The sequence below is a fragment of the Pseudomonas sp. FP603 genome (genome assembly GCF_030687415.1).
GTDB lineage: Bacteria > Pseudomonadota > Gammaproteobacteria > Pseudomonadales > Pseudomonadaceae > Aquipseudomonas > Aquipseudomonas wuhanensis.
The window spans coordinates 5307647-5324568 of record NZ_CP117431.1 but is presented as its reverse complement, the minus strand read 5'-3'; the positions used below and the strand labels follow the sequence as shown (position 1 = coordinate 5324568).

Annotated in this window: 17 protein-coding genes and 2 pseudogenes; 8 read left to right on the top strand and 11 right to left on the bottom strand. The window is 58.7% G+C overall.

The features are described from left to right. Nucleotides 1-139 precede the first annotated feature (139 nt). Nucleotides 140-1162 carry a transporter gene (locus PSH65_RS24595; protein ID WP_305422891.1) on the bottom strand — a complete coding sequence of 341 codons (1023 nt, stop codon included), beginning with the start codon at nt 1160-1162 and terminating at the stop codon, nt 140-142. Between the two features lie 260 nt (nt 1163-1422). Here PSH65_RS24595 and PSH65_RS31945 point away from each other — a divergent pair. The 3 genes and pseudogenes from PSH65_RS31945 to PSH65_RS24585 form a co-directional block, all read left to right on the top strand. Then, a pseudogene (locus tag PSH65_RS31945) lies at nt 1423-2130 on the top strand (methyl-accepting chemotaxis protein); the annotation flags it as partial. Nucleotides 2131-2295: 165 nt separating this feature from the next. Further along, nucleotides 2296-2979, top strand: a complete 684-nt coding sequence (locus PSH65_RS31940; protein WP_370694716.1) for a methyl-accepting chemotaxis protein — start codon at nt 2296-2298, stop codon at nt 2977-2979. Between the two features lie 196 nt (nt 2980-3175). Further along, nucleotides 3176-3610, top strand: coding sequence for a hypothetical protein (locus PSH65_RS24585; RefSeq protein ID WP_305422890.1), 435 nt, complete (start codon nt 3176-3178; stop codon nt 3608-3610). On the opposite strand, the gene PSH65_RS24580 is transcribed toward PSH65_RS24585, so the two are convergent. From PSH65_RS24580 to PSH65_RS24570, 3 genes and pseudogenes are all read right to left on the bottom strand, one after another. Continuing rightward, complete coding sequence (locus tag PSH65_RS24580) at nt 3607-4785, bottom strand: GAF domain-containing sensor histidine kinase (RefSeq protein ID WP_305422888.1); 1179 nt, start codon at nt 4783-4785, stop codon at nt 3607-3609. The genes PSH65_RS24585 and PSH65_RS24580 overlap by 4 nt on opposite strands. A gap of 160 nt (nt 4786-4945) precedes the next feature. Further along, nucleotides 4946-5251 carry a PepSY domain-containing protein gene (locus PSH65_RS24575; RefSeq protein ID WP_305422887.1) on the bottom strand — a complete coding sequence of 102 codons (306 nt, stop codon included), beginning with the start codon at nt 5249-5251 and terminating at the stop codon, nt 4946-4948. Between the two features lie 162 nt (nt 5252-5413). After that, nucleotides 5414-6542, bottom strand: a pseudogene (locus PSH65_RS24570) (glycerophosphodiester phosphodiesterase). Nucleotides 6543-6778: 236 nt separating this feature from the next. On the opposite strand from PSH65_RS24570, the gene PSH65_RS24565 reads away from it, so the two are divergent. Then, a complete protein-coding gene (locus tag PSH65_RS24565; RefSeq protein ID WP_030132586.1) occupies nt 6779-7105 on the top strand; it encodes a DUF2025 family protein in 327 nt (108 codons plus the stop codon). 142 nt (nt 7106-7247) lie between these two features. Here the strand turns inward: PSH65_RS24565 and PSH65_RS24560 are convergent, their stop codons facing one another. Then, on the bottom strand, nt 7248-7571 hold the full coding sequence (locus tag PSH65_RS24560) for an antibiotic biosynthesis monooxygenase (RefSeq protein ID WP_305422884.1): 324 nt from the start codon (nt 7569-7571) through the stop codon (nt 7248-7250). Then, entirely contained in the window at nt 7568-8275 is a 708-nt protein-coding gene (locus PSH65_RS24555; protein WP_305422883.1) for a CTP synthase, read from the bottom strand. The genes PSH65_RS24560 and PSH65_RS24555 overlap by 4 nt, the downstream gene beginning before the upstream one ends. Nucleotides 8276-8290: 15 nt before the next feature. On the opposite strand from PSH65_RS24555, the gene PSH65_RS24550 reads away from it, so the two are divergent. Then, a complete protein-coding gene (locus PSH65_RS24550) occupies nt 8291-9232 on the top strand; it encodes a LysR family transcriptional regulator (RefSeq protein WP_305422882.1) in 942 nt (313 codons plus the stop codon). A 6-nt stretch (nt 9233-9238) separates the two neighbouring features. Here the strand turns inward: PSH65_RS24550 and PSH65_RS24545 are convergent, their stop codons facing one another. Together PSH65_RS24545 and PSH65_RS24540 are read right to left on the bottom strand one after the other, a co-directional pair. Further along, complete coding sequence (locus PSH65_RS24545; RefSeq protein WP_305422880.1) at nt 9239-9784, bottom strand: DUF1003 domain-containing protein; 546 nt, start codon at nt 9782-9784, stop codon at nt 9239-9241. Between the two features lie 141 nt (nt 9785-9925). Continuing rightward, on the bottom strand, nt 9926-10534 hold the full coding sequence (locus PSH65_RS24540; RefSeq protein ID WP_305422879.1) for a TetR/AcrR family transcriptional regulator: 609 nt from the start codon (nt 10532-10534) through the stop codon (nt 9926-9928). A 215-nt stretch (nt 10535-10749) separates the two neighbouring features. On the opposite strand from PSH65_RS24540, the gene PSH65_RS24535 reads away from it, so the two are divergent. Further along, nucleotides 10750-11808, top strand: a complete 1059-nt coding sequence (locus PSH65_RS24535) for an MBL fold metallo-hydrolase (protein ID WP_305422878.1) — start codon at nt 10750-10752, stop codon at nt 11806-11808. Nucleotides 11809-11869: 61 nt separating this feature from the next. Here PSH65_RS24535 and PSH65_RS24530 read toward each other — a convergent pair whose 3' ends face one another. Both PSH65_RS24530 and PSH65_RS24525 read right to left on the bottom strand, forming a co-directional pair. Continuing rightward, nucleotides 11870-12121: an XRE family transcriptional regulator gene (locus PSH65_RS24530; RefSeq protein ID WP_305422876.1), complete on the bottom strand. Its 252-nt coding sequence runs from the start codon at nt 12119-12121 to the stop codon at nt 11870-11872. Nucleotides 12122-12132: 11 nt separating this feature from the next. Beyond that, the gene (locus PSH65_RS24525) at nt 12133-12450 is read right to left on the bottom strand and encodes a helix-turn-helix transcriptional regulator (RefSeq protein WP_305422874.1); all 318 of its coding nucleotides are present in this window, start codon (nt 12448-12450) and stop codon (nt 12133-12135) included. Between the two features lie 338 nt (nt 12451-12788). Here PSH65_RS24525 and bglX point away from each other — a divergent pair, with 338 nt between their 5' ends. Further along, on the top strand, nt 12789-15017 hold the full coding sequence (bglX, locus tag PSH65_RS24520; protein ID WP_370694715.1) for a beta-glucosidase BglX: 2229 nt from the start codon (nt 12789-12791) through the stop codon (nt 15015-15017). A gap of 157 nt (nt 15018-15174) precedes the next feature. Here the strand turns inward: bglX and PSH65_RS24515 are convergent, their stop codons facing one another. Beyond that, a complete protein-coding gene (locus PSH65_RS24515) occupies nt 15175-15942 on the bottom strand; it encodes a helix-turn-helix domain-containing protein (protein ID WP_305422871.1) in 768 nt (255 codons plus the stop codon). Nucleotides 15943-16053: 111 nt separating this feature from the next. Here PSH65_RS24515 and PSH65_RS24510 point away from each other — a divergent pair, with 111 nt between their 5' ends. After that, entirely contained in the window at nt 16054-16872 is an 819-nt protein-coding gene (locus tag PSH65_RS24510) for a sulfite exporter TauE/SafE family protein (RefSeq protein ID WP_305422870.1), read from the top strand. Nucleotides 16873-16922 lie beyond the last annotated feature (50 nt).

Genomic DNA, 16922 nt, shown 5'->3' with positions numbered 1-16922 from the left:
CTCCCGTTCGGCTGCGAAGCAGTCGTCAAATAGGTAACCTCGTTTTATCTGAAGAAATCGGGTTGCAGGATTTGGGGTCGCTTCGCAACCCAGCGGGAGCAAGCTCCCTCGCCACAATGTATCGGTGGGGTCGAAGGATTCAATAATCGCGCCGCTTGCGAAACGCCCAGCGTCCGGCAATCAGGGTAAACGTCGCGACCAGCGCCACCAGAATCCAGAACCCCTCCGGATCGCCGGCAAGCGGCACGCCGCCGACGTTCATGCCAAAGAAGCCGGCAATGATGTTGATCGGCAGCGCCAGCACCGTGACCACGGTCAGGGTGAACAGCGTGCGGTTGCTCTGTTCGTTGAGGTTGGCGGCGATTTCTTCCTGCAACAGCTTGATCCGTTCACCGAGGGCCGTGAGGTCGTTGATGATCAGCGCAAACTCCTCGGTGGACTTGCGCAGCTCCTTGACGTCCTCCTTCTGCAGCCAGTGCGGCGGGCGATTGAGCAGGCGCAGCAATGAGCCCGGCTCCAGCGCCAGCAACCGTTGCAGGCGCACCAGCACTCGGCGGTTGGCGCCCAGCTCAGCCCGGTTGGTCGACAGGCGCGACGACAGCAATTCATCTTCGATCTGATCGACGCTGAGGCTGGTCTTGCGCACGATCTGCGTCAGCACTTCGCCCTGATCTCGCAGCAAATGCACCAGCAATTCCAGCGGCGAGCGAAAGCATTCACCGGCCTTCACCGAAGAGCGCAGCTTGTCCACCGAGTGCAGCGGTTGGAGGCGCGCGCTGATGATCAGCCGACTGCGGGCACAGACCCACAGCGTCGAGACATCCGAGGAGACCATGCTGCTGAGGTTGAACACCACGTCGTTGACCACCGCCAGTAACGCCGAATCGACATGCTCGATGCGCGTTGAGCGAGAACCTTCGTGCAGCGCCTCGAAAAATTCATCGGGCAATGCCAGATGGCTTTTCATCCAGCGCTCGCACGCGGCGTGGGCCAGGTTCAGGTGCAGCCAGAGGAATTCATCACTGTCGTCCGGTTGTTGCAGACAGTGCAGCGCCTTGACCGAATCGATTTCCCGGCCGCGCTCGCCGGGGCGAAAACTGAAACCGTAAAGCAGGCCGAACAGGTCGGAATCGCGATGGCGTTGGTCAATGCTGTGGTTCATGAGGTCTCGCTGTGAGGAGGCGCCTGTCGCAGGTTTCACAGGTTCACTTGAGCCCCATCATCGCAACGTATTTTGAAGGTTTTGTGACGGTTGGATAACGCCGAAGATCCGCCTGCTACCGGTGGTCGGAAGGGGCTAAAGAAAGGCTCTAGCCCGCCGATGAGGCTGATGTCGATCTTGCGATTCTGGTCGTGAGCCAGCGTCGCTGACAGGGATGTCCAGACACCTTGCACGCCTGTAAGTCGTGCTTCATCCCTGCCATGAGATATCACTCGATGTTTTTGCAAAAGTCCCTCAGAGCACAAATTCTCGCCCTGTTGAGCGGCAGCCTGTTGGCGATGTTGCTGATCGCTTTGGCCTGCTTTCACTTTTTGTCCAATGGCGTTCAGAACTACGCGAACCTGATCGAAGGCCCGTTGCACACCTCGCAACTGATCGATGAAGCCAACCTGCAATTCAAGGTGCAGGTTCAGGAGTGGAAGAACGTTCTGCTGCGCGGCAAGGAACCTGCGAACCTGGACAAATACTGGAAGCAATTCGAGGATGGTCAGCGCAACGTGCAGGGCATTCTCAGTGAACTGGTCGGGCAGAAGGGCATCGAGCCGCAACTCAAGACCCGCATCGAACGCCTGCGTGAAGAACATCGTGTATTAGGTGCGGCCTATCAGAAGGGCCGTGATGCCTACGTGGCGGCTGGTGCCGACCCAACGGCCGGCGACAACGCGGTCAAAGGCGTGGACCGTGCAGCCAGCGAGCAGATGAGTGAACTGGTCATCGAACTGCGCAAGCAGAGCATCGAGCAATCAAAGCTGATCAGTGCCGGCGCCGATCAGACGGTGTTGCTGGGGCTCGTGGTGATGCTGGTGTCGGGTCTGTTGATTGGCCTGTTGAGTCTGTGGCTGGTCAACCGCAACCTGGTGGAGCCGATCCGTAAACTGATCGACTACGTGGCACAACTCAGCCAAGGGCGCTTCGCCGAGCGCGTGGCCAGCACCCGTCAGGACGAGTTGGGCAACCTGGCCACGGCCGCCAACACCTTGCGCGATTTCCTTGCCGAAACCTTCAACCGTTTGCAGCGCAGTGCGTCCGACCTGGACAGTGCCAGCGGTGAGCTGAATTCGATTGCTGGCCTCATGGCCAGTGGCACCAACGAGCAATTCAACCGCACCGATCAAGTGGCCACGGCGATGAACGAAATGTCCGCCACCGCGCAAGAAGTCGCGCGTCACGCAGCCGAAGCGGCACGTGCGGCCGACGATGCCGATCAGTCGGCGCAGCAGGGCGAGAAGGTCATGCAGGGCACCATTCACACCATCACTCAAATGCGTGGCGAAATCGCCAATACCGCCACGGTCATCCGTCGTCTGGAAGAAGACAGCGGGCGCATCGGTAAAGTGCTGGAAGTGATTCGCGGCATCGCTGAGCAAACCAACCTGCTGGCGCTCAACGCTGCAATCGAAGCGGCCCGTGCCGGTGAAGCCGGGCGTGGTTTTGCGGTGGTCGCCGATGAAGTACGCAGCCTGGCCCAGCGCACGGCGGCGTCGATCATCGAGATCAACCAGATCATTCAAACCGTGCAAACCGGTGCGGTGGACGCGGCCCAAGCCATCGAAAGTGGTCAGTCGCGCAGCGAAGAAAGCGTCGAGCAAGTGACCCAAGCCGGCGCCATGCTCGAGCGCATCACCCATGCCGTGGAGGCCATTCGCGACATGAACCGCCAGATCGCCACCGCCGCTGAAGAACAGACTTCAGTGGCCGAAGACATCTCGCGCAACCTCACCGAAATCACCCAGCATCGCCAGCACCAACCTGGATAACGTGCAGCGCACCGAAGCGGCCAGCCACAATCTGCATGGCTTGTCGGGGCAGTTGAATGAAGTGACGGCGCGGTTGAGCGCCTAGTGAAATGGGCTGTGTATCGGTTTGGTTACCTAATCGGTACACAGTCGTTCTCAAGTTTATGCCGCGCCCGTCGATGACGGATTTACCCAAACACCACATTGGATAAATCCCATGGTCAGCATCAGCTCCGTTTCGATCAACCAGACCCTGTCGACCTCTTCAAGCAAAGTCGCGATTAACGACGGCACTGAAGACACCTCTGTCGCAGCAACGGCTGAGGCGTCCAGTGATACCACCAAGGTTGCCGCTGGCGGTGCACCTGCGTCGAGCGACAGCAGTTCCAGCAGCAGCGAATCCGATACGGTGAAACAACTGCGCAAGCAGCTCGCCGAGCTGCAAAAGCAATTGCAGGAACAACAGCAACAACTGCAAGCAGCCCAAGCCAGGCAGGACAGCGCCGAAGCTAAAGCTGCGAACGTCGCGGCAGCTCAGTCGCAGGTTGCGGCCACTTCGGCTTCGTTGCAGACAGTAACGGCGGCGTTGTTGCAGGCGTTGCAGGATGAGGGGGGCAGTACGTCGGGTTCGGTGGTCAGCACCACCGCTTAAGTCCGTGAAGGCAAGCTGAAGGTAAACGTCGTGCCCTGTTGCTCGGTCGATACCACCTCCAGTTGCCCCCCATGGGACTGCGCAATCTGACTGGCAATGTACAGCCCCAACCCGAGGCCGGCCTGCGGTGTTCCGCCGGCCGGTCGCGAGTAGGGCTGGAACAGATGTGGCAGCGCATCCTCGGCGATCAGCCCCTGGTTCTTCACGCTCAACACAAAGTGTCCCTCTTCAACCTGCGCACTGACCTCGATCGGGCCATTGGGATCTCCGTGGACAACGGCGTTCGCCACCAGATTGGATAGCAATTGCGTGACCCGTTCGCGATCGCAATGGATGTTGCTCAAGTCGCCAATCGACGACTGAATGATGCGTTTAGGGTGAATGCTCTGGATCTCGGCAATCACATGCCGCAAGGCATCCGCCAGATCCGGGCACGGTTCAATGTTTACGGGGATGCCTCGACCCAGTGCCCCCCGCGCGAAGTCCAGCACATCGTCCACCAGTTTGGTCGCACGTCGGGCGCTGGTGAGGATGTGCCGGGCCCGTTGCTCATTCGCCGGATCAGAGACTTTGCGCAGGAGCATTTCGGCGCCGGCGCTGATGGCGAACAAGGGGTTGCGCAGGTCATGGCCAAGCACGGCGATGAACTGTTCGCGCAGTTCGGCAGTTTGGCGTTTCTTGATCTGCGCCGCTTCGCTCCGTTGCAGGTTTTCTTCGGCCTCGATCTGTAGCGCCAGCATCCGGGCGAACGACTCCATGGTGCTCTGGATCGTGCTGGACTTGAGCGGCGCCGGATTGGGATCAAAGGCAAAAAGGGTGCCGAAAAAGCGCCCGTCGGTGCGCAATATCGGGACGGCAATGTAGCTTTCGAATGGATAGGCGCGGGGTGTGTGATGATCGCGGTAGAGCGGGTCTTCACTGGCCTGGTCGATCACCACCGAATGGTGGCCTTGGCGGACTTCGTTGCACAGGGCGGACATCAGATCGAGTTCATCGCCCACCTCCAAACCGAAATCCAGTCGATCAAGCACCGCGCAGGCAGTCCAGGCTTCTTCGGTAACACGAGCCACCGCCGCGAACCGCAAACCGGTCAACTCACTGATCACCTGAAGCATCGCCGGCACCGCGCTGATCCGGCTGATTGTGGCGATGTCTGCTGCCGCTGTTTGCCCCATATCCTTGGTTCTCTGCCTCAACATGCCAAATGGTTTTGAGGGATTCTAGCGGGCTTGCGCGAATTGTCGCGGCTTCGTTCGTCGCTTCAGCGAACCGCCTGACGCCGAACGCAAGAAAGCCGCACGACCCGAAAGTCGTGCGGCTTTTTTTGCAGATGAATCACTTGTCTTGTTTGTTGCTCAGAACCTTGCCGGTAGTGGCATCGAAGTCCACGTCCCACTCGGTGCCGTCAGCCCTGCGCAGTTCAACTTCATATTCATAGCCGTTGAAGTGGTTATCGAGGTCAGTGTCGGTAATCGTGGCGCCCGGGTGCAACTTCAGGGCGGCCTGGTTCAGTTCTTCCAGGGGTTTGATCTTGCCACTCTTGACCAACTCAGGAATCTGGTCGACGCGAACGTCAGCCTGGGCCAGGCCAGCGGTGAGGGTCAGGGCAGCGGCGGTGAACAGGGCAGTTAAGGTTTTCATGAGGTTCTTTCCTTGGATGAGCTGTTTAAGTGGGATCAGGTTAGTTCGCGCAACTTAATTCACCCTTAAAAAAGCAATCGCGGGCAAGCCACGCTCCCACAAGGTCTGCGTAAAACCTGTGGGAGCGTGGCTTGCCCGCGATGGGAGCGCCACGTTCTCGAATCAATACCCGTTGTTCTGCAACAACTGCGCAACGCTCGCCGCTGCCGGACGCTTATAGAACTTCAGCAGTTCGCTGGCGCGGTTGGTGAAGATGCCGTCGACGCCGGCATCCGCCACTTTCTGATAATCCACCGCATCATCGATGGTGTAGACGTGCACCAACAGGCCCTGATCGTGGGTGTACTGGTTCATCCACGGCTTCACCAGGTCCGAATAGCTCTGATCACCACCCTTGGTCAGTGCGGCAGAAGGCCCGGTACCGATCGCACCCTGGGCTTTGGCGTAGTCGACCCATTGCTGGAATTCGGCTTTGTCTTTTGGCTCCTGTTTGGCGTAGTAACTCGCTTTGTCCTTGTCACCGGACTCGGCGAACGTCACTTTGGATTTCGGCTCGATACTGCCTTCGCCCACCCACAGCAGCAGGATTTTTGGCACTTGCGGCATTTCCTTCTCAAGCAGTTCGAGGCTGCTCTTCTCGAAAGTTTGCAGCACGACTTTGCCTTTACCCTGACCCGACCGCCAGATTGCTCTTCGCCAGTTTCGAGCCAGTCGGGCTCAGCCAGCCGCGATCCTGGAGTTTCTCCTTGAGGTCGCGCTCGATGCCGGGAAACTGCTTCGGCTCTTTGGTTTCGATGTACAGGCCCGGCTTGTGCAGCGGATTGCCTTGGGCAATGTCGATGATTTCGTCCAGGGTCAGGATCTTCAGACCTGCATAAGACGGACGCGCGCGATCCGGGTAAGCGCTGTTGAACCAGCTGCCGGCATCCAGGGTTTTCAGTTCGGCGATGGTGAATTCGTTGGCCGGGCTGTCCTTGCGCTCAGGGAACTTGGTGGCGACGTCAGTGGTACGTTGCAGGTTGTTGTCGTGCAGGGCGAACAGCACGCCGTCCTTGCTGCGCTGCAGATCCAGTTCCAAGTAATCGGCACCCAGGTCGCGAGCCAGTTTGTAGGCGGCTGCGGTGGATTCCGGTGCATCGAAAGACGCGCCACGGTGGGCGATCACCGCCGGATGCGGAATGCCCAGACGGGTCGCCAATGCGGTGGGGCTAGGCTCGTTGGCGGCCTGTGCCTGGCCGAGGCCGAGCATCAGGCTCAGCAGCAAGGCGCTCTTGGTGAAGGTGACAGGCATGGTCGAAGTCCTTTTGCGATGGGTTTTCAAAGACGTATCTTTTAACAACTGAGCGCCGCTAGCGCTATCGCCAGACCGACATAAACGTATTTAAAGCAATTTTATTTTCAGCGCTTTTGTGCGGTTCTTTGCAGTACTCTTGGCCCCGGCAATTTCCCCGGCAGAGGGAAATCCGTTTGCTTGCCCTGCGTGTAAACCATCGATCACCGGTCCTTCGACCTTTTGTGAGGTTTATCATGCGCATCACTTCCCAGCTCATTTGCCAGGCCGCCGACCAGCTCAAAGGTTTCGTCGGCCTCAATCGCAAGACCGGCCAGTACATCGTTCGTTTCAGCGAAGACTCGTTCGGCATGGACGTGGCCGACGACGGCATCATCCCCACCAGTGAATTCGTCTGGGCACCCGGCCCCGAGCAGACCATGACGCTCAAGCGCGAACTGATCCAGTTGCTGCTGGACCAGAACATCGACGACCGGATCAACATTACCGAGCCGTTGCGGGTGTATATGAATCGGCGGGAAGTGCCGCAGATTACGGCGGTGAGGAGTTTGGTGCGGGGTTGAGGGTTTGTGGTGGCTGTTCTGGCCTCTTCGCGGGCAAGCCCGCTCCCACAAGGATTTGTAGCGTGCATGCAATCTGGACCAACCCCGAAAACCTGTGGGAGCGGGCTTGCCCGCGAAGACGGCCTACAGAACACTGCGTCATTTACTGTTTGAACGCATAGGCCCGCTCAACCCTGCACACCCGCGTATGACACGCCGAATACCAGGTCGAACGCCCGCGCTCGCGAATCGCGCTGTGCTCGGGATGGTGCTTCCAGGCAAGGATCGCCGCTTCGCTGTCCCAGTAGGACACCGTAATTCCAAGCCCATCCGCACCCCGGGCCGATTCCACGCCGAGGAAGCCGGGTTGCTCCCGGGCCAGTTCCACCATGCGTTCGGCGGCCTGTTCGTAACCGTGATCGCCGTCGGTGCGCAGCGAGGTGAAAATCACTGCGTAGTAAGGCGTTGCAGGTGTCTGGGCGATCATGATTTTTGCCTCGCACAAGCCTCGATCAGCGCGCGGACCAACGGCGGCAGAATCCCCTTGAGCGCGGCGCGTTCCGGTTGGAACAGCGTGGCGACGAAGAACGGATGATCTTTTAGCTCCACCGCCCGCAGCCCTCCCGCCGAATCGTGGCCAACCGCGTGCAACTGTTGTTTCAGCAGCTCCCGTTCAAACTCAGGATTCACACCATAACGGCAGCGATATCCCTCGCAAATCTCAGCGTTTTCGTACGCCTTGGCGATCAACGAGCCTTCAACCAAATGAATGCTATCGACGGCTTCCACCAGCGAACAGGTCAACGGCGTGAGTAACGCCCGTGTCGCATCGGGCGAGGTCTCGCCGTGTTCGGCATCTTTCCAGCCCAGAACGTTGCGGGCGAATTCGAGTACTGCGTGCTGAAAACCGCCGCAAGTGCCGAGGAAAGGTCGCTGCTGCTCGCGGGCGAAACGGATCGCCCGTAACGCGCCGTCCATGTCGCGATAAGGGCTGGCGGGCACGCACCAGAAACCATCGAAGTCATCCAGTGGCGTATCGGCGTTGATGTGGTCGGTGGCCAACCATTGAAACTGTATGTCCCTGCCTGAGTGTTCGGCGGCCATGCCGAGGGCGACGGGAATGGCTTGGTGGGCGGTGACTTGTGGGTCGTAATCGCCGATCAGGGCGATGCGGATGGCGTTGGTTTCCATGAGTGATCTCGACGCTTGTTGATTCCTGGTACCCACTATAGATTGGCGTTCACGCAATCAATATTGGCGTTATCCCAAGTGATCAATGCACCGACGCACTATCGACTGGACTACCCGGACCTGTCCCTGATCCTCGCCCTGGTGCGCGGCGGCTCTCTGGCTCGGGCATCGGCGTTGTTGAAAGTTGACGTCTCGACGGTGTTTCGTGCCGTTCGCCGACTGGAAGCCGCGCTGGGTCAGCAACTGTTCGAAAAGAGCCGTACCGGTTATCTGCCGACCACCTTGGCACAGACCCTGGCCGAGCAGGCTGAACGCGCCGAACAAGCGCTGGAGGCGGCGCGCATTGGCGTGGAGCAGGGCGGTGAGGTCATCAGCGGCACCGTGCGCCTGACCTGCACCGACTCGGTCCTGCAAAGTTTGTTGTTGCCGGCGCTGGCGCGGTTCATGCCGTCTTACCCGGGGCTGACCATTGAACTCTGCACCTCCAACGATTTCGCCAACCTCAGCCGTCGCGATGCCGACATCGCCTTGCGGCTGACCCGCACACCACCCGAGCATTTGGTTGGCCGGCGGCTGGCGGATATTTCCTACCGGGTCTGTGCCAGCGCGGCCTATCTGCAATCGGTTGATTCCCACGACTTGGCTGCATTGACCTGGATCGCCCCGGACGACTTCCTGCCTGATCACCCCACCGTCGCCTGGCGTCGTCAGCAGTTGCCCGGCGTGACACCGGGTTATCGCTGCAACAGCATGTTGTCGGTGACTGAGTTGGTGCGGGCAGGGCTGGGTGTCGCGGCATTGCCGGACTTCCTCATCGGCGACGGACTGCAACCGTTGACTGATCCCTTGCACGGTTACGACACCACCCTGTGGTTGCTCACTCGCCCGGACTGCCGCGCGTTGCGCTCGGTGGTGACGTTGTTCGATGAGTTGGGCCGGGCGCTGAAGTTGCCTTGAGCCGGATCACGCCTTTGGCGGCTCTTTGCCTACAAAGTGTTGATGCATTTCCGACGTCAGGCTTTCGATACGCTCGGTCAGGGTCTTGGTGATTTCGGTGAGCCGGGTGTTTTGCTCCAGCAGCTCCAACAGTTGCGCGGTGTGTCGCGCAGCTTGGGCCTGACGATCGCTGTTGGCCACGGCCAAGGCTTCACGATGTCGCGCATCGGCGTCTGACTGGGCTTTGTCCCGCGCCGCCTGACGCGTCTGCGCCAGCAGAATCAGCGGTGCGGCATAGGCCGCTTGCAGACTGAACGCCAGGTTAAGCAGGATGAACGGGTACACATCGAAATCGGTCACACCGAACAGGTTCAGGCAAATCCAGACCACCACAATCAGGGTTTGGGCGCCGAGAAAAGTCGGCGTGCCGAAGAACCGCGCAAAGGCCTCGGCGCGCAGGGCAAAACGGTCGGTACCGAAAGTAGGTGCCAGATGAGCGTGAGGGCGATGAAAGCGCAGGTGATCGACGGGGCCGGTGGTATCGGTTTCGATTTCGCGGGTCGGGGTGCTCATGGTGCTCTCTGCATGGCCGCTGGGACTGAGGCTCACTATAGCCCCGGCGCCAGTTTCATTCTGAAACACATTTCGGTGCTTCTACTCAGAGCGACCTGTCAGCGATAACGCGGCGGATATTGTCATTTTTTGCAGCTCGATTCAGAGCTCATAACAGGCCAGGAACATGTCTAGCGCCGACTCCACGACGGTGTGCTGCATCTCGGGCGACAAGCTTGGCTGGCCCATGGAAATCTGCGGCCAGAACGCAAAGGACTTGAGCAATCCCTGGACCTGTTGCGCGGCGAACTCGGGTGCGACCGGTTTTAATAGGCCATCGGCCTGGGCAGCGCGAATCCACACAGTCAGGCTTTCTTCGCGCTCACCCATCCGGGTGACCATGTTTTGCGCACGCTCGGGAGAATGGATGGCGGCGGCGATCGCTACCCGCGCCAGGTCGAGAAAATTTTCATCGGACAGCATCTGCAGTTTCGCCTGCAGCATCAGGCGCAACTGATCGCGCAGGGGTAAGTCAGGGCGATAGGCCGCTTCCTGTTCAGCCGTTACCCGCGCCCACAATTGATTGAGGATTTCGGCGAACAACTCTTCCTTGCTCGGGAAGTGGTTGTACACGGTGCGCTTCGACACGCCAGCGGTGGCGGCGATCTTGTCCATGCTGGTGATGTCGAAACCGTTGGCACGGAATTCGGCAATCGCCGCCTGAATGATGGCTTCGCGTTTACGGTCAGTGAGGCGCTGTGGAGCTGTCATAAATACGCTTAGGCAGGAAGAAGTGGGGAACTACACTTGGTAGTTTACTTGTGATCCGCTTTGATGCAACCTTGGAACTACACTGTGCAGTGTAATGTTTTGTTAATCCTGCGCGGTGAAATATAGAATCTTCGGCTGATGCGTGCGTGCCTTGGCCATTTATCGTCCCAAACGGAAAATCGTCAATCGTGCGGTTTTTCTGGAGTCATTCAGACATGGCCACTTCAACTTCTCCAGCGGATAACGCCTCAACGCCTGAAGCTTCACGACAGGCTCAAGGTCAGTACCGAAATCATGTGCCCGTAGAACGCCAGGGCTTTCGCAAAACCTTGCGCATCATTTGGAACATGATCTTCCACAAACCACGCGACACCCGACCGTCCGCCCCCGTCCCGGTGCAAACCCTGACCCAGGCCGAGTTGATCGCCGCGCCCAACCACAGCGTCTATCGCCTCGGTCATTCCACAGTCCTGCTGAAACTGCGAGACAAATTCTGGATCACCGACCCGGTCTTCGCCGAGCGCGCCTCTCCGGTGCAATGGGCCGGCCCGAAGCGCTTCCACCAGCCACCGATCAGCCTCGAAGAACTGCCGCCGATTGAAGCGGTGATCCTGTCCCACGATCACTATGACCACCTCGATTATCAGGCTGTCCTCAAACTGGCGGACAAGACCCGATACTTCCTCACACCACAGGGTGTGGGCGACACCCTGATCAAGTGGGGGATCGATGCCAGCAAAGTGCGCCAACTGGATTGGTGGCAGAGCACCGAAGTCGATGGCCTTCAATTCGTCGCCACACCCTCACAGCACTTTTCCGGTCGTGGCCTGTTCGACAGCAACAGCACCCTTTGGGCATCGTGGGTGATGATCGACGGCGATACGCGGATCTTCTTCAGTGGCGACAGCGGCTACTTCGACGGCTTCAAACGTATCGGCCAACAGTACGGTCCGTTCGACCTCACGCTCATGGAAACCGGCGCTTACAACGTCGAGTGGCCGCACGTTCACATGCAGCCCGAGCAAACCTTGCAAGCGCACATTGACCTTAAAGGACGCTGGTTGCTGCCAATCCACAACGGCACCTTCGATCTGTCGATGCACGTCTGGTACGAACCTTTCGACCGCATTTTGGCGTTGGCCTGGGAGCGGAGCGTGTCGATTACCACGCCGCAGATGGGCGAGGCGTTCAACGTGATGTATCCGCAACGTGGTCATACCTGGTGGCTGGGGTTGGAGGGTGTAAGCGATCCGATGGAGCCTCAGAACGCTTGATGTTGTGCTGCCGGGCCGCCTGCCATGGAGCGGCCCGAGTTCTGAACCCATCTATCTGCGTTCATCCAGTAGGCAGGTTTGGATATTCCGAGATCTTTGCCACGGTCAAATCGCGAAACTTTCCACTCAGTATTTCGTCCAGCTCCTCCTGAGACAGTCCGAGCCTTTGCGCGGCCTCGGTCTTACTCAGCCGACCGGTTTCGAGGAGCAGGCCAATCTTCATGACGTGTTCGGCTTTGGCCCGCATCTCACCCGCCTCGGAATAGCCCAGCGCCTGATAAACACAGCTGTTGCTTCCATCGATTTCATTCATCTGCTGACACCTCATTCAACCATCGCATAATCCGCCCGCCCCACCGGATCCGGTGTCGACCCTTTCACATTCATCCCTCTTCCCGGCGCAAACCCCGGGAAGAACACCAGACCTTGCGACTCAAGTCGATACGCCAATGCCAGCCGGGTGACATCCAGCACATCGCGTTCCGCCTCGAAGCGCTGAATGGCATCAACGGAAACCCCGGATTCCTCGGATAACTCTTCAACACTCCAGCCCAGCATCGCTCGGGCCTGGGCGCAGTGGGCGGGGGTGAACTGGAAGAGGGCGATACGTTCCAGGGTGATTTTCATCGCAAGAGTGGCCATGGTGTTCTCCGGGATCGAGAGTGCTGATTCAAAATGTACTGTGTTTTTGTACAGTTGTTTTGATCCCGGATCAAACTCATTTTTTTGATCGATTCCTTTTTTCGCTCAGGCAGGCGCCTGGGACCGACTACGCTGTTTCTATGCGGGATCTTGAAGGCTCAGGGTTTTCAACTCCCGCCAGCAGCAACGATTGAACGTCAGCTTTCTGATTTTCAATACAAGGAAAGTGGCGTTTATGACGCAGTGCGGTACAGCGTTATGCGGGGAAGGGAATCATGAAAAGACTACGTCTGCTATGTGCCCTGATCGGTTTTACAAGTCTGCCCGTCGTGGCTGATATGGCATCGTTGAGCAAAGAGGCCTTTGTCAGCAACCTGATAAATCAGATGACCCTGGAGGAAAAAATCGGCCAACTGCGGTTGATCGCTATTGATGAAAAGATGACGCCCGAAAAGATGCGCGAAGAGATCGCCGCCGGGCGAATCGGTGGTACCTACGGCTCTGTAAGCCGTTACGTAAACCGACCCATGCAGGACGCGGCTCAACAAAGCCGCCTGAAAATACCGATGTTTTTCGGCTGGGACGTGATACATGGCCATCGAACCATTTTCCCCATTGGCCTGGCATTGGCCTCCAGTTGGGATATTGGCGCTATCGAGTTAAGCGGTCGGATAGCGGCAAAAGAAGCCAGTGCCGACGGTATCGATATGACCTTCGCCCCGATGATAGACATCGCCCGGGACCCTCGTTGGGGACGCACCTCCGAAGGCTTCGGTGAAGACACCTACCTGGTGTCGCGCATTGCCAAAGCGATGGTTCAGGCCTACCAGGGCACAAGCCCGAATGCACCCGACAGCATCATGGCCAGCGCCAAACACTTTGCGTTGTATGGGGCTGTGGAAGGTGGACGCGACTACAACAGCGTCGACATGGGCCTGGCCAGGATGCACCAGGATTACCTGCCACCTTATCGTTCGGCAATTGAGGGTGGCGCGGGGGCGATGATGGTGGCGCTTAACTCGATAAATGGCGTGCCAGCCGCTTCCAATGCCTGGTTGATGCAAGACCTGCTGCGCAAGGCATGGGGCTTCAAGGGACTGGTCATCAGCGACCATAACGGGATCAACGATCTGGTTCAGCATGGTGTTGCGAAGAATCACCGCGAAGCAGCCAGGCTCGCGATCAGGGCCGGCGTTGCTATGAGCATGAACGACTTCTCCTATGGTCCGGAACTACCCGGGCTGCTTGAGTCGGGCGCTATTTCCCAGAGCAATATCGATAACGCGGTGCGGGAAGTGCTGGGGGCCAAGTACGACATGGGCCTGTTCGAAGACCCTTACCGGCGCATCGGCGTTGCCAGTGAAGACCCCGCTGACAACAATGCCGAACACCGTCTGCACAGAGCCCAGGCCCGTGAGGTGGCACGCAAGACATTGGTGCTGCTGAAGAATGAAAACGGGCTCTTGCCGCTAAAAAAAGAGGGCGTGATTGCGCTCATAGGTCCGTTGGCAAAAAGTACCGTCGACATCATGGGCAGTTGGTCTGCAAGTGGCGTGCCCGCACAATCGGTGACGATCTACGACGGACTGAAAAACGCGATGAACCAGGGCTCGCTGATCTATGCCCGAGGCGCCAATCTCGAGGAGGATCAGGAGGTTGTTAAATACCTGGAATACCAGGGCGTGTCCGAAATCGCGAACGACCCTCGTCCGGCAGCAGAAATGATTGACGAAGCGGTCAAGGCTGCACAACAAGCCGATGTCGTGATTGCTGTGGTGGGTGAACCTCGCAGTATGTCTCATGAAGCGGCCAGTCGAACCAGCCTCGATCTACCTGGGCGCCAGAGTGAATTGATCACTGCCCTGAAAGCCACCGGCAAGCCGCTGGTACTGGTATTGATGAACGGTAGGCCACTGTCCATCGGCAAGGAGCAGAAACAGGCCGATGCGATTCTGGAAACCTGGTACAGCGGCTCCGAGGGAGGCAACGCCGTTGCCGATGTGTTGTTCGGCGACTACAACCCGTCCGGCAAGTTACCCATCACCTTTCCACGCTCCGTGGGGCAGATCCCCAATTACTACAGCCACTTGAACACCGGGCGCCCCTACATAGCGGGTGGGCTTCGCAACTACACGTCGCAATATTTCGATCAATCCCATGGTCCGCTTTATCCCTTCGGCTATGGGCTGAGTTATACCGACTTCAGCCTGACCGACATGGCCCTGTCGTCGACCACACTGAGCAAGACCGACAATCTCGTCGCCAGCATCATGGTGAAGAATGTCGGCCCGCGCGACGGCGAAACGGTGGTTCAGCTGTATATCCGCGATGTCGTTGGCACCGTCAGCCGTCCGGTCAAAGAACTGAAGAACTTTCAAAAAATCATGCTCAAGGCCGGAGAGGAGAAAGCGGTCCATTTCAGCATTAATGAGAACGACTTGAAGTTCTTCAACACCCAGTTGGAGTACGCCGCTGAGCCGGGCGAGTTCCGGGTGCAAATCGGTCTGGACTCTCAGAATGTGAAGGAGCAGAGTTTTGAGTTGCTGCCAGAACAAGGCAGTGGCTAACGCCAGTGAGTCAAGAAAATGAAAGTACCAAGCGCAGAAACCTGTGGGAGCGAGGCTTGCCCGCGAAGAACGATGACGCGTAATACCTGAAAAACCGCGGTGCATTCTTCGCGGGCAAGCCTCGCTCCCACAGGTTCTGCGTTTGGTCGCGAGCTCGCTATTTCGCCCCCTCCAACCAAACGGACGGTGCCTGCCCCAATACACGACGAAACATCGTCGAGAACGCCGCCGGGCTGTCATAGCCAAAATCCAGTGCAATCCGCGTCACCGGCGTGCCCACCGCCAGTCGCGCCAACGCCAGCACCACACAGGCCCGCTGCCGCCATTGGCTGAAACTCAGCCCCGTTTGTTGGCGGAACAGACGATTGAACGTACGCAAACTGATATGCAACTGATCGGCCCATTGTTGCGGCGATTGATGAGCGTTCGGATGCTGGAGAAACGACTGACACAACCCAAGCAGCCGCGAATCCAGGGGCAACGGAATGTGCAACGGCAAGTGAGCGCTACGGGCCAATTCGTGCAGCAGCAAGTCAATCAATACACCGTCGCGCCCGGCCTCGTCGTACTCCAGCGCAACCTCCACCGCCTCCATCAGCAAATGCCGCATCAACGGCGAAACACTGATCACCTGGCAACGATTGCCCAGATCAACCGCCCCCGGTTCGATGTACAAACTGCGCGTGCTCACCCCGAGCATCAACACCTCATGCGCCACCCCCGGCGGAATCCACACCGCCCGCTGCGGCGGCACCACCCAATTGCCGTCATGCGTACTCACCTGCATCACCCCGGTGGCGCCGTACAACAACTGCGCCCGCCGGTGGGTATGGCGCGGTAACAGACGACCGTCGGGGTAATCCGTACCGATCGCCACCACCGGCCGTGGCGTGTCGTCCAGCAGATCAATCGAAACATTGCGCATCGAGCGGATCCAGCGGTTGGCGTAAACGCAAACATTATTGGCTGACTTGCTGAAGCAGGCCAAGCCCCATCGCTCTATCGTCGGCCACTCTCAACCAACGGACGATGCGCGATGTTCTTCTACCTCTTGCTGGCACTCTTCGGCTGCATGACCGGCGTCACCGCCGTGCTGTTCGGCTTCGGCGGCGGATTCGTCGTCGTGCCCTTGCTGTACCGCATGCTCACGGCCAGTCACAGCGCCGACGATCCCATCAGCCAATCGGCGATGCACATCGCCGTGGCCACCTCGACCTGCGTGATGATCGTCAATGCGCTGATCGCCACCGGAAAACATCACCGTGCCGGAAATCTCACTCGCCATTACCTGTGGCCGTTGGGCGGGTTCATTGCTCTGGGCACGATCGTCGGCGCCGTTGCAGCGATGTGGGCGAGTGGTGAGCTGATCCGTTTGGCCTTCATCGTTTATCTGGGCGTGACCATTCTGGATTGCCTGTTTAGACGCGGTTTTCTCACACAGTCTGACGCCGTAATCCCACGGCGATTGGGCAGGGCAGAAATGTCTGGCGGCGGCGTAGGCATCGGCACCATCGCCACGTTTCTCGGCGTGGGCGGCAGCGTCATGACCGTGCCGTTGTTGCGGCGTTGTGGGTTGAGCATGTCTCAGGCAACGTCCATGGCTAATCCATTGAGCCTGCCCGTTGCGGTGGTTGGGACGCTGACTTACATGGCGATGGCCGGGTTTACCGAGTTTGATCTGGGGTCGTGGTTTGTCGGTTATGTGGATGTGCTGGCGTTTGCGGTGCTGACGGCTGGGGCGCTGGTGGGGATTCGGCTGGCTACGCCATGGATCGGGCGGATACCGGATCGGGTGCATGCGCGGGTTTATATTGGTTTGCTGGTGGTGGTGATGCTCAGCATGGCGATGAAGTGAGGCGTGCAATGAGGCTCGATTCCTCCAGGCAACCTCGCCATAATCCGTCC